General features: G+C 60.9%; 10 protein-coding genes. 5 read left to right on the top strand and 5 right to left on the bottom strand.

The features are described 5' to 3' along the window. Nucleotides 1–135 precede the first annotated feature (135 nt). The 4 genes from B0G69_RS33075 to B0G69_RS33060 all read left to right on the top strand — a co-directional run bounded on the left by B0G69_RS33075 (nucleotide 136) and on the right by B0G69_RS33060 (nucleotide 4,251). Nucleotides 136–1,134 carry an aldo/keto reductase gene (locus B0G69_RS33075; protein WP_121324364.1) on the top strand — a complete coding sequence of 333 codons (999 nt, stop codon included), beginning with the start codon at nucleotides 136–138 and terminating at the stop codon, nucleotides 1,132–1,134. Nucleotides 1,135–1,150: 16 nt separating this feature from the next. Continuing rightward, entirely contained in the window at nucleotides 1,151–1,462 is a 312-nt protein-coding gene (locus B0G69_RS33070) for a high-potential iron-sulfur protein (RefSeq protein ID WP_121324363.1), read from the top strand. A gap of 72 nt (nucleotides 1,463–1,534) precedes the next feature. Then, entirely contained in the window at nucleotides 1,535–1,987 is a 453-nt protein-coding gene (locus B0G69_RS33065; protein ID WP_121324362.1) for a (2Fe-2S)-binding protein, read from the top strand. Continuing rightward, on the top strand, nucleotides 1,987–4,251 hold the full coding sequence (locus tag B0G69_RS33060; protein ID WP_121324361.1) for a molybdopterin cofactor-binding domain-containing protein: 2,265 nt from the start codon (nucleotides 1,987–1,989) through the stop codon (nucleotides 4,249–4,251). The genes B0G69_RS33065 and B0G69_RS33060 overlap by 1 nt, the downstream gene beginning before the upstream one ends. Nucleotides 4,252–4,416: 165 nt before the next feature. Here the strand turns inward: B0G69_RS33060 and B0G69_RS33055 are convergent, their stop codons facing one another. The 5 genes from B0G69_RS33055 to B0G69_RS33035 form a co-directional block, all read right to left on the bottom strand. Beyond that, the gene (locus B0G69_RS33055) at nucleotides 4,417–5,583 is read right to left on the bottom strand and encodes an EAL domain-containing protein (RefSeq protein ID WP_158609021.1); all 1,167 of its coding nucleotides are present in this window, start codon (nucleotides 5,581–5,583) and stop codon (nucleotides 4,417–4,419) included. 98 nt (nucleotides 5,584–5,681) lie between these two features. Next, nucleotides 5,682–6,296, bottom strand: coding sequence for an ankyrin repeat domain-containing protein (locus B0G69_RS33050; RefSeq protein ID WP_121324358.1), 615 nt, complete (start codon nucleotides 6,294–6,296; stop codon nucleotides 5,682–5,684). Nucleotides 6,297–6,374: 78 nt separating this feature from the next. Further along, a complete protein-coding gene (locus B0G69_RS33045; protein ID WP_199731490.1) occupies nucleotides 6,375–7,829 on the bottom strand; it encodes a catalase in 1,455 nt (484 codons plus the stop codon). Nucleotides 7,830–8,596: 767 nt separating this feature from the next. Beyond that, nucleotides 8,597–10,102: an MFS transporter gene (locus B0G69_RS33040; RefSeq protein ID WP_277873615.1), complete on the bottom strand. Its 1,506-nt coding sequence runs from the start codon at nucleotides 10,100–10,102 to the stop codon at nucleotides 8,597–8,599. 190 nt (nucleotides 10,103–10,292) lie between these two features. Next, nucleotides 10,293–11,705 carry a DHA2 family efflux MFS transporter permease subunit gene (locus B0G69_RS33035; protein WP_121324357.1) on the bottom strand — a complete coding sequence of 471 codons (1,413 nt, stop codon included), beginning with the start codon at nucleotides 11,703–11,705 and terminating at the stop codon, nucleotides 10,293–10,295. Nucleotides 11,706–12,299: 594 nt separating this feature from the next. Between B0G69_RS33035 and B0G69_RS33030 the strand changes: the two genes are divergently transcribed. Then, on the top strand, nucleotides 12,300–13,172 hold the full coding sequence (locus tag B0G69_RS33030) for an FAD binding domain-containing protein (protein ID WP_121324356.1): 873 nt from the start codon (nucleotides 12,300–12,302) through the stop codon (nucleotides 13,170–13,172).

The raw sequence follows: 13,172 nt of genomic DNA, 5'->3' as shown, positions 1-13,172 counted from the left end.
TGGAACCTTCAGGTGCCTTCTTGTGATCGCCGGATACGGCTGAAATAATCGACTCGCCTGCCCGTCCTTTGGGCACGTCGCATTTTCTCGGACCGCATTCGACATGGATGCGGCGCTTTAACCAGAGAGCATCGCATGACAATTGAAACAATTGAAGTTGAGGGTTTATCGACGCCTGTCTCGCGTATCGGCCTGGGCACGTGGGCGATCGGCGGATGGATGTGGGGCGGCACTGATGAAAAGGACTCGATTGCGGTGATCCGCCGGGCGCTCGACAGCGGCGTGAACCTTATCGACACGGCACCGGCGTATGGCTTCGGCGCATCGGAGGAAATCGTCGGCAAAGCGCTGGCTGATGGATATCGCCACAAGGCAGTCATCGCGACTAAAGTCGCTCTCGAATGGCAGGACGGCAAGGTATTTCGCAATGCTTCGCCGGAGCGCATTCGTCACGAAGTAGAGGATACACTTCGCCGCTTGCGGACAGATTACATCGATCTATACCAGGTTCACTGGCCCGATCCGCTCGTGCCGATCGAAGAGACGGCCGCGGTGCTGAACGACCTACGCAAGGAAGGCAAGGTTCGCGCGCTCGGCGTCAGCAATTTCTCTTCGGCGCAAATGGACGCGTTCCGCCGCGTGGCGCCGCTGTCCACCACGCAGCCGCCTTATAACCTGTTTGAACGCGACATCGACCGCGATGTGCTGCCTTATGTGAAACAGCATGGGCTGGTTGCACTCGCCTATGGCGCACTGTGCCGCGGATTGCTGGCAGGCCGCATCGGCGCCGAGACGCGCTTCGAGGGCGACGATCTGCGTCAACATGACCCGAAGTTCCGTGCGCCGCGTCGTCAGCAGTATGTCGACGCTGTGAAAGCACTGGACGTCTTCGCGCGCGATAACTTCGACAAGTCGGTGCTTGCGCTTGCCGTGCGCTGGGTGCTGGACCGCGGCCCGACGATCGCGCTGTGGGGTGCGCGCCGTCCGTCGCAACTGGACGGACTCGAAGCCGCCTTCGGCTGGCACCTCGACGACAAGGCCTTCGCGCAAATCGACGCGATCGTCTCGCAATTTGTCAAGGACCCGGTGGGCCCGGAGTTTATGGCGCCGCCGCAACGTGTTCTGGTGTCGTGAAAGGAGTGTATTGAACATGCGAACCAATCGACGAACTTTCATTGTGCATACCGTTGGCGCCGCGGCGCTGGCAATAACCGGCGGCACGGCGTGGGCCGCGCCCACGCAGCTTCAGGAAAGCGATCCGGCCGCGCAGGCGCTCGGCTACCGGACCGACGCATCGCGCGTCGATCACGCGAAATATCCGCGCTTCAGCGCCACCCAGCGCTGCTCGAATTGCCAGTTCTATCAGGGCAAGCCAGCCGACACGAGCGCGCTTTGCGCGCTGTTCGGTGCGAAGCAGGTGAGCGGCACGGGATGGTGCAACGCCTATCAGGCGAGAGCCTGATAGGCGTTGGGCGGGTAAAGCGATACGGCGCATGACAACTTCGTGCCGTTCGCATCGACTACGAGGAATCAGTTGATGGAACTCATTGTGAACGGCGTTCATCACAACGTCGATGCGGATGCGAATATGCCGCTACTGTGGGCAGTCCGTGATCTGCTCGGGCTGCACGGTACCAAGTTCGGTTGCGGGGTCGGTGCGTGCGGCGCATGCACGGTTCATCTGGACGGTGTCGCTGTGCGTTCGTGTGTGACCGCACTGGCGGTTGTTCAGGGCAAGCCCGTAACGACCATCGAGGGACTCGGCCAAGGCGGCGATCACCCGGTGCAGCGCGCGTGGAAAGCCGCCAATGTGCCGCAGTGCGGTTACTGCCAGCCGGGGCAGATCATGCAGGCCGCGTCGCTGCTCAAACAGACGCCGAAGCCGAGTGACGAGCAGATCGTCGAAGCGATGTCCGGCAATGTTTGCCGCTGTGGCACCTATCAACGCATCAAGGCCGCTATTAAGGCCGCAGCGTCGGAGGCGTGATGGGAGAAATCGTCAATCTGAGCCGGCGCGGGGTGTTGAAAGGGACCTTGGCGGGCGGGGTTGTGCTGGGCTTGCAGATCGGCGGCGCGGGTACCGCGTTCGCGGCGAGCGTGCTGTCATCCGCGAACGGCGCTAAAGGGGCTTTCGCACCGAACGTGTATGTCTCGGTCGCGCCGTCCGGCGAGATCATTCTGGTCGTGCATCGTTCAGAGATGGGGACCGGTATCCGTACCAGTCTCGCGATGATTCTTGCCGACGAGCTCGACGCCGACTGGAACGCCGTCAAGATCGTGCAGGCGCAAGGCGATGCGAAGTATGGCGACCAGAATACCGATGGCTCGCGCAGCATCCGCCAGTTCTTCCAGCCGCTGCGTGAAGCAGGTGGCACGGCGCGGCAGATGCTCGTGGCGGCGGCCGCCGTGCAATGGCGCGTGGCGCCGGCGACCTGCCGCACCGAGCCGGGTCATGTCGTGCACGCGGCGAGCGGGCGGCGCGTGGCCTACGGCGCGCTCGCAGCGGCGGCGGCGCATCAGCCGGTGCCGGGCCGTGACACGCTGCATCTGAAGGACGAGGGTACGTGGCGCTATATCGGCAAGTCGCTGCCGATCGTCGACCTCGACGACATCGTCCGCGGCCGGGCGACGTACGGCATCGATGTCGTGTTGCCCAGAATGACCTATGCGTCGATCGAACGTTCGGCGGTCTATGGCGCGACGCTCAAGAGCGTCGATTCGACCGAAACGATGAAAGTGCCCGGCGTGCTGCATGTGGTGCGTATTCCCGCCGCCCCGCTGCCTGCCGGTTTCCAGCCGCTGGGCGGCGTCGCGGTGATGGCGACCAGCACCTGGGCAGCGATGCAAGGGCGGCGGAAATTGAGGCTCGACTGGGACCTTGGGCCGAATGCATCCTATGACAGTCAGGCTTATCGCAAGGCGCTCGAGGACACCGCGCGGCAGCCGGGCAAAATCGTTCGCAACAACGGCGACACAGCGGCTGCGCTACAGAGCGCCGCCCACCATGTCTCGGCGGACTACTACGTGCCGCACCTGGCACACGCGGCGATGGAGCCGCTCGCCGCGACCGCGTCCTACGCGAACGGTGCGGTTGAAGTATGGACCGCGACGCAGAATCCACAGCAGGCTCGCGCGACCGTGGCACAGGTGCTCGGCGTGCAGGAGCCGGCCGTGACGATCAATGTCACGTTACTGGGCGGCGGCTTCGGCCGCAAGTCCAAGCCTGATTATGTGGCCGAGGCGGCGTTCCTGTCACGCGAGGTTGGCGCGCCCGTGAAGCTCACGTGGACTCGCGAGGACGATGTGCGCAACGACTATTTCCATGCGGTGTGCGCCCAGCACATGGAAGGCGGGCTCGATGCGCAAGGCAAGACGGTCGCGTGGTTGCACCGCACGGTGTTCCCGTCGATCAGTTCGACATTCAAGGCTGATGTCCGCTACGGGGCGGCGGGTGAACTGGGGCAGGGCGTGACCGACATGCCCTACGACATCGCCAACGTGCGGTGTGAGAACGGCGCCGCCTCTGCACACACGCGCATCGGCTGGTATCGATCGGTGTACAACATTCCCCACGGCTTCGCATTGGGGTCGTTCGTCGATGAACTTGCCGCGGCCGCGCGGCAGGACCCGGTGCAGCACCTGCTCACGCTGCTCGGCACTCCGCGGCATGTCGATCTGCATGCACTAGGGGTCGATTATCCGAACTACGGCGCTTCGATCGACGAGTATCCGATCGACACCGCCCGCTATGCGGCCGTGGTTCGCGCAGCCGCCGTGCGCTCCGGATGGTCGACTGCATTGCCGGCGCGGCATGGGCGCGGGATTGCGGTACATCGCAGCTTCCTGAGTTACGTGGCCGCGGTCGCGCATGTGCAGGTGGCCGACGACGGTTCGGTGCGTGTGACACGCGTCGATCTGGCCGTCGACTGCGGGCGCATCGTCAATCCCGATCGGGTCATTGCGCAGTTCGAGGGCGCGGTGGTGATGGCGCTCGGCAACACGTTATACAGTGAACTCACTTTCCGGAACGGCGCGTCGGAGCAATCGAACTTCACGGACTACCAGGTTGCCCGTATCGATTCCGTTCCCGAGACACACGTGTATATCGTGCCGAGCGATGCGCCGCCGGGCGGTGTTGGCGAGCCGGGCGTACCGCCGACTTCAGCGGCCATCTGCAACGCGATCTTCAATGCGACCGGTCAGCGCATTCGTGCGTTGCCGGTGGATACGTCGCTGCTGAAACGGGCGTAGCGGCGAAACGCAACGGAGTTCGAGCGGCTGCCTACCGTGAGAATGAAATCAGCGTTAAACGATAGAGCTGTGGCGTCAACGGAACGCTGTGCGCGGGCGGCGGTGCTCGGCGCACTTCGGGGCGCGCCATCTCTTTCGAAATCGTTCTGCGAACCCGCCGTTGGGTCACCTGCCGCCGGGCACTGACGCAACGGCCAACGGCCTGCCGTAAAACCACCCTTGTGCAAGTTCGATTCCGCAGTTCTGCAATGCGTCGTGCTGGGCTGCTGTTTCGACACCTTCAGCAAGCACCTCGCAGCCGAGCTTACCGAGCTGTTCAGCCGACGCGCGAATAGCGGCTGCAAAGGGCGCACCCTTATCGGCATTGCGGATCACTGTAATGCACAGTTTGACGATTTCTGGCTTCAACAGGCGGACGGTATCGAGGTCTGCGAACCCGCAGCCCGTGTCGTCCAGGGCCAAGCCAATGCCGATGGTACGCAGGTGTTCGACCGCGTCTCGCAAACCCTCGGCTTCGTTGAGCGGCAAGTGCTCGGTGAGTTCGAACATGACTTCCTGCCGGCCCGCCAACGGCAGTTTTTCCGCAGCAAGGGTCAAGGCATCCGGGCCGAGATTGATGGTCAAAAACATCCCGGGCGGCAGCTTGCCTTGGGTGCGCTCGAGAGCCAATTCGGCACACAATAATTCCATCTCCACGGCACAGCCGGCGGCATGGGCCGCGTCGAAGAGCACGTCCGGGCGTTCAAACGGCGTGCGTTGCGGACCTCTGGAAAGGGCTTCAAAACCCGTCACTGTACCGTCTTTAATGCGCACTATCGGCTGCAACACGGTCTGTATGGAGCGTTCGCGCAGAATTGCTCTCACTCTGGTCGATGAGTTGTCCCGGTCCTTATGTTGATGTTTTGGTTGGGACCTCGATCGATCTTTCGTCCATTGAACCCAACCTGTTTTGTCATCTCCTGAGACTGCTTCGGAAGGCACAACGAACACCGACAGATCGTAGTCGATCCGGGCGCCTGTCCCGCCGCCAAAAATAGCAAGTAGCCGCTCGCGAATCAGATGACGCCCTGCCTTTTCTATGGCTTGCGTCACTTCGCTGGCATCACGCGGCAAGTCTCCCGACAGCACACGGAAACACGCAGAGCAATGTCCGTCGACATCAGAACGATATCGGTCAATTACCTCATGCTGAGCCAGCAACCGCTTTAGCAAAGCCGTTGCTTCCTCGCCGAACTGAGTGAGGGCCTCTTGAGTCGACTCCGCGCCGAATATGTGGGTCAGACGCGTGATATCCGCAATCCTGACGCTGACTACGGCGGTGATTTCCGTCATTGAAGGCAACCCCGTTGTATTCCTTCTTACGCTCTTCGAAAAATGGTTCTGCCAAACACGCTCGTGACCTTCCGGAAAGCTGATCGCATCCCTCCACATTACTGCGTAGCGCCGACCTGGCGCAGCGCATCGGCCGCGGCGGTATTGTGTTGCGAGAGGGCCATTTGCAGCGCGGTGCCTCCGCGTGCGTCGACATGATTGACGTTCGCTCCGTGCGCCACCAGCACCGCCAGCATATCGAGTCGGCCGAACAGCGCAGCAAACGATAGCGCCGTTTCCCCTGCGTTGTTGATTTGATCGATAGGGCAGCGCGTCCCGAGCAATATTTGCGCAATGTTCGTTTCGCCCTTGAAAAGCGCACCCATCAACGCGGTATTGCCGTGCTTGTCGGCGGCGCATGCGTTGGCGTGTGCGGCAAGAAGCGCCTTTAGCGTGTCCGGGTGATTGTCATACGCGCTAAGAATGAGCGCCGTATATCCTTCAGGCGTTGCGGTTTCGACCGGATAGTGCGCGTCGATCAGCAATTGAACGATATCGGTGCGCCCTTCGCGCGCGGCGGCGAACCAGTCATCGGTGTAGCCGCGCGTGTCAACCGTGCTGGAATATGTTCCTGGCCGATAAACGTGCTCCGCACAACCCGCAGTCAACAGTGCGGCTATCGCTGCCACGGCTGCGTTTCGAACTACTCGCCGCGCAGTAGAAAAACCTCGCATGACGTTCTCCGTCGGAAATCGTATTCAGGCAACGCGAGGGCCTGCTTGCGCAGGCCCCGTGCGCCTTGCTTACTGGCTTCAGTTATTGCTAAGGTGCGACGCCATATCCTGCACGCGTGAGAGATCCGCGTGCGTGGCGCGTGCGAGGCGGGTGCCGTAATCGGAATCGGCCTTGTAGAAGTACGACAGCATCGTGTACTTGTTCGCGTCGTTTGTCACATGGCCCAGGTCGCCCGACAATGCCGTGACCAGATCCGTCTTGTTGGCTTCAGACAGCGCCCGGTAATACTCGCCAGCCTGACGGAAGTCGAGCGTCTTGTGGATCGCCATTTGCTGCGTCGTTCCGCTGAGCGGCGTCTGCACGGACTTGTACCTGGCCTGCTGCGAGATCTCCGCGATGCTGGAGGGCTCGTAGTTCACCTCAGCCTTGCGATCGCCGGAATTCATCGAGCCATCCTGATTATTGTTGTACACAGGCACAACAGGACGGTTGATCGGCAAGTCGTTGTAGTTGGGTCCCAGGCGATACATCTGCGTGTCGGCGTACGCGAACAGACGACCCTGCAGCATCCGGTCCTCGGAAGGCTCGATTCCCGGCACGAGGCGGGACGGCGCGAATGCCGATTCTTCGGTGGACTGGAAGTAGTTATCCGGAACCCGGTTGAGCGTCATCGTCCCGACCCTCTGCTCAGGAATCGACGACGGCCACACCTTCGTATCGTCAAGCGGATCGAAGTCGAACTTGTTCAGATCCTTCGGCGACAGGATCTGGATGTACAGATCCCATTGCGGATACGAATGCGCCTTGACCGAGTTGTACAGGTCGTCGGTCATCAGATTCCAGTCGGCGCCGATCGAATGAGCAATATCCTGCGGGCGGATTCCCTCAATGCCCTGACGGCTCTTCCAGTGGAACTTCACGTAGTGAACTTCGCCTTTGGCATTGACAAACTTGAACGCGTGCACGCCGAAGCCATCCATGTGACGGTACGAGTCAGGCATTCCCTCGTCGGTGTAGAGGTGCGTCAGCATGTTGGTCGCTTCCGGCGTGTGGGCGAAGAAGTCGAAGGCCAGATTCGGATCCTGCACGCCCGTCACGGCGGACGGCTTGTTCGCATGCACGAAGTCCGGGAACTTGATCGCGTCCCGGATGAAGAAGAGCGGCCAGTTGATGCCGACGACGTCCCAGTTGCCCTGCTGCGTATAGAACTTCACCGCGAAGCCGCGCGGGTCGCGCGCCTGCTCAGGCGATCCGCGATAGCCCATGACGGTCGAAAAGCGCACGAAGACGGGAGTCTTCGTGCCGGGCGTGAACACTTTGGCGGTGGTCAACGCGCTGATATCAGCGGTAGGCACGAACTCGCCAAAGATACCCGTGCCGCGTGCATGGACGACGCGCTCCGGGATGCGCTCCCGGTCGAAGCGCTGTAGTTTCTCAATCAGATGCGAATCCTGCAGCAGTACCGGACCTTCAGGACCGGCGGTCTGGGAGTTCTGGTTGTCGCCGATCGGCGAGCCACTATCCTGCGTCATGTCTTCTGCGTACACCGGTTGCGCAGCGGCGATTGCCGAGGCGATGGAGAGAATGCTTGTAGCGATTTGTGTCTTGAGTAATTTCACGTTGCGATCCCAATTCAGGAGGAAACCGAGCACATCCTATGATCGAACGTTTCATCTCACCAATCTATTTTTCCTATTCCGGCAATAGGAGATCAATTTCTTTCAGGGCTAAATGAAAATGACAAAAATGAAAGAAATAGCCGAATTGAATTCTGTGATATAGCTCAATTGGTTTCACAAGGACGACTGCAAGCGGCATGACAAAGAGCGCGTTGCAGGCTCTCCAGAAAGGGCGTTCGAGTAAGTTATCAATGCTGCTCCGCTTCGAAAAAAGTCCATGAATAGCGGGCTGGAGTGCGGTGCAAGATTGCACAAGGGGAGACCGGCTCATCGCGCTCGCCCGCAGAGCATGCGTCGTTAACGTCAAAAATCGGAAAACAGTCTTGCTCAAATTAATAGTCGAGACCAATACTGTAATTAGTAAGGCATCTTAAATTATTTATAGTGGATCGGTAGAAATTCGTCTTATCGCGTTTTATCAATTGTGGGAACAGATATTGACTGAATTGACATGAATGGCAATTCATCGTTTTTGTATTCAGAGTGAATGCGCTGTTAAAGAGCCGGGATATCGATTCGGTAATGCGCCGGTCAGTATTCGGTCACCTCTCTCATCCCTATCATCAAAGTGCGACGCCGATGTGGTTCCGGAGCGTCGGCTCGATGCCGCCGCGCGCGTCTCACCGGTCGGTGACTTCTTCGCCTCCTGAAAGCGCCGGGTTGGCATGGTCCGGGCTCGCGGCAGATGGTGTGCGGCCAAGGAATCCAAGCACCATGATCGCGGAGGCGAGGGTGATTGCCACCAGTATATGGAGCAGTACCCGGAACGCGCCGTCGTACGCATGCACGAGCAGAGGCTGCCCGAGTGCGGGCAGAAGCGCCGCGGCATGTGTCAGATCACCGGTGGCCACGCGCTGGGCGGCTTCGGTGACGGCATAAGCTGGCGCGCCAGGAGATCCCGCGAGTGCGTCGGATAGTCGCAAGCGTGTGAGCACTGCCAATATCGCGCTAGCCACCGCGAGGGTCATGCCTTCGCCCGCCACGCGCGTCGTACTGAAGATGCCCGTCGCCATACCGGCGCGTTCCTTTGGAACAACGCTGACCGACAAGCCGTCCATCAGTCCCCACGGCAGCCCCGCACCCACACCGATCACAAACAGCGGAATCGCAATGACAGCGGCTGACCCATCAGGTCCGATACCACTGAACCAGAGCATGCCGATGGCCGCGATGACGAGACCGATCGCTGAAATGACACCGGCCGACATCCAGCGCGTGAGATGCGCAGCGCTGAGCGGTACGATCAGCATCGGCGCCGAAAGCGAAACCATCATCAAGCCCGCGCCGGTCGCAGTATGTCCTTCGATGCCGATGAATCGCGTCGGCAAGACTAGCAGCAACGTGACATAGCAGAATGCGGTCGCAAGCGGGAGTACCTGCACACCGACGAAGCGCGGATAGCGAAACAACGACAGATCGAGCATAGGCCGGGTAACACGACCTTCGATCCAGACGAAGGCGATCGTCATGACCGCGGCACCCACGAACAGTGCAACGATGAGAGGACTACTCCAGCCGCTCTCCGGCCCCTGCAGCAGGCCGAAGGTGAACAATGTAAGCGCCGCAGTAAAGCTGATGGCGCCAGGCCAATCAAGACCATTGGCGTGCGGATCATAGGATTCCCTCAGCTTTGGGACGCCGAGCACGAAGCCCGTCAAGCCGATTGCCGCATCTGCCAGGAAGAACGATCGCCAGCCGAATGTTTGCGTAAGAAACCCGGCGAGAAGCGGACCCAACGCCAGGCCCACGCCAAAGGTCGTGCCGAGCATGCTGAACGCGCGAGCGCGTCCATGGCCGTGGAACTCTTGTGCGAGCGCTGCTGATGATCCGGCCAGCACCAACGCGGCCGAAATGCCCTGGAGCGCGCGCAGGAAGTCGACCCACGCAAGGCTCGGCGCGGCGGAAATTCCTAGTGATGTCGCTGCAAAGAGCACTACCCCGACGGCGAACACACGTTTTCGTCCGAGCAGGTCCGCAAGCGCTCCCGCGACCATCAGACTGCTGCCGAAGCTCAGCATGAACGCGTTCAGGATCCAGTTGATTGCCACCGGACTACCTCCCAGCGCGGTGCCGATAGTCGGCGCCGACACCGCCGCACCGCCGAAATTCAGCGGCAGCACAAGCACCGCGATACAAACGCCCGAGAGGATCAGCGCCTGTTGCGAAGCGCTGCGAGGGTCTTCGCTGCCCCCTGCTGGCGCCGCGTGGGGTGAGGCGGCTTGTGAAGTCGTCAACGGCGTACCCCGGTTATTCTGCACGGACTCTCTCTGTTTAATTTGGACCGATAGCCGTCAATGCGCTCGATACAATTTCCCACTACTGCGATGCGGCTCGCGTATGGCCGCTAACCTCGCAGCCGGCATCGGGTTCCATGCCGATAAAGTAGAGCATGGAGATCAGCACCAACACCGCGACGAGCAGAAACGCGACCCGGAAGTCAGCGAGCGAAAGCTGCGCGTGGCCGCCATGTATCAGGACTGCAGCATGCAGCGCGATCGCACCGAATGCGATGCCTAGACCGATGGTCATCTGCTGGACCATGCTGAAAAACGTGCTCGCCGAACTCATCCGCGCCGGCGGCACGTCCGCGAATGCGAGCGTGTTGATGCTGGTGAACTGCATCGATCGGCATAGCCCGCCGATCAGCAGCACCAGCATGATCAGCGTGCGTGGCGTGTCCGGTGAGAGTAGGGCGCACAGGGCGATGCTGGCGGCAGTGAGCAGCCCATTCACGATCATTACCTTGCGAAAACCAAAGCGCTTGAGAATGGGCGTGGTGACGGTCTTCATGGCCAGATTGCCGGCCGCGTAAGCGAGCACGAGCAAACCGGCGGCGAACGCGTTCAGCCCGAAACCGAGTTGGAAGAACAGCGGCAACAGGAAGGGCGAAACGCTGACCGAGACGACATACAACGAACCTCCTTCGAGGGTCAAGCGAAAGGTCGGGATTCGCCACGGCGCAAGATCGATCAGCGGATGTTCGGCACGCCGGAAATGCCGTACCGCGAAGGCCGCGGCGACCACGCCACCCGTCAGGGCGGCGACCGTGATGTGCCAGTCGCCATACGGTTGCCCAACGAGCTCCATGCCATACATGAGGCAGGTTAGCGCGACTCCGCTGAGCACGAATCCGGGCACATCGAACGGGCGGCGGCTGGATTCACGGTAGTTCGGAATGAAGGTGGCGGTCAGCACCAGACCCAGCAGACCGATCGGTACGTTCAGCAAAAAGATCCACCGCCAGCTGAAATAGGTCGATATAAAGCCGCCCAACGCTGGACCCAGCACCGGCGCGGCCAACCCGGGCCAGGTAATGTAGGCGATCGAGCGCATCAGGTGACGCTTCTCAGTGCCGCGCAGCACCGCGAGCCGGCCTACCGGCACCATCATTGCACCGCCGAGTCCCTGCAGGATCCGCGCGACTGTGAATTCGACGAGACCGTTGCTGAGTCCGCAAAGTATCGAGGCGCCCGTGAACACGACGATGGCGCTACCGAACACAGAGCGTTGCCCAAAGCGATCCGCCACCCAGCCGCTGATGGGGATGAAAACCGCGAGCGCGAGCAGATAGGCGGTCATGCCGATACTCAACCTCACGGGCGTGACGCCGAACGTAGCGGCCATGTGGGGCAGCGCTGTCGCAATCACCGTAGCGTCCAGGTTTTCCATGAAATAGGCACTGGCGACGATCAACGCGATGATGACCGATTGACGGCTTGACAAAGACATGAGCGGAGAACCGATACGGGTTGAGTGGCAGACTCGCAAACGCTCTGGCGCGGGTGTTTGCCGACGCCGGCAGTCACAGATGAAGCTCGCTTCGCGATGGCACTGAGATAGTGCATGGCTAGACCGGGAGCATGGCGACACCGGTTCATGCTTGCGGACGATGTACTCTATCAAATCATAAGTCGTCATGTGAAGATGTATTTGAAAAGCCCGTTAAACAAGGGAGGGGCATGAAGGCGGGGATGGCGCCGATCAAACGGCCGCCGATAAAAACGCCGAATCGCGAATCCCCTTACAAACTGACAGATACACCAGCTTGCATGCTGGAGCGACGTCGAGCCTGTTCATGGAAAAGTAGTCGTCAATTGACGATTTAATTTATCGGCGATATCCTCGTTGCCAATGCGATGGCTGAAACAGTAGCTGTCCCACGGGGTGAACAGCGCCGCGCATGCGGCTGGAGCGAATCATGAGCAGCGTCAAGCGAATCGGGAATGGCCGACATCGATTGCCTCGGTTGTCGGCGGGCCGGGGCTGTCGCAGGTTGCCGGTCTTCGCCCGGAATTGCGGCCTGAGTCCGCGGGCGCAAGGCATATGAAACCCACCGCATTTTCGTATCATCGGCCGCGCACGCTCGACGACGCGCTGTCGCTTCTTGCTCTTCACGGTTTTGACGCCAAGCTGATCGCCGGAGGACAAAGCCTCGCGCCGATGATGAATATGCGCTTCGCACAACCGGCGCATCTGGTCGATCTGAATGCGCTGCCTCAACTCGAGGGCGTCACGCTTGAACCCGATACGCTAGCGGTCGGCGCAATGACGCGCCATCACGAGCTGGCCACCAGCAGCACAGTACGCGCTGCTTGCCCGCTACTGGCTGAAGCGGCGGCGACGATCGGACATTACGCCATCCGACAGCGCGGGACACTCGGCGGCAGTCTCGCGCATGCGGACCCCGCGGCGCAATTACCGCTCATTGCGAGCACGCTAGGTGCACGCATCGAGATTGTCGGGCCGGCCGGCAGCCGACAGGTGCCGGCGGCACAGTTTCTGATCGCGGTGATGACCACCGATCTGGCGGTTGACGAAATCATTCGCACGGTGCGCTTTCCGACGGCGTTGTCCGGCGAGCGGCATGCCTTCGAAGCATTTAGCCGACGGCACGGCGATTTCGCGATCGCGGCTTGCGCTGTCACCGCCGTGCTCGCGAGTGACAGGTTCGCCTCGTTGCGGATCGGCGTAGGCGGTGTGGCAGATGTGCCACTGGTGCTTGACGACCTCGCTGCGGGATTCGTCGGCGAAACGGCCGATGCGCCGAGCGTCGGCAGGATTGCCGAGGCAGTCGCAAACGCCGTCGAGGTGCACGATCAGCCAGGCATTAGCGCCGCGTATCGGCGCGATCTCCTCAAGGCGCTCATCGCTCGAGCATTGCAGCGGATAACCGCTGGCGTTACGCAACCCGCTTAG

It is taken from the genome of Paraburkholderia sp. RAU2J (genome assembly GCF_003634845.1).
Classification (GTDB): domain Bacteria; phylum Pseudomonadota; class Gammaproteobacteria; order Burkholderiales; family Burkholderiaceae; genus Paraburkholderia; species Paraburkholderia fynbosensis.
The sequence above is the reverse complement of the archived record's forward strand: the minus strand, read 5'-3'. Positions and strand labels throughout refer to the sequence as shown.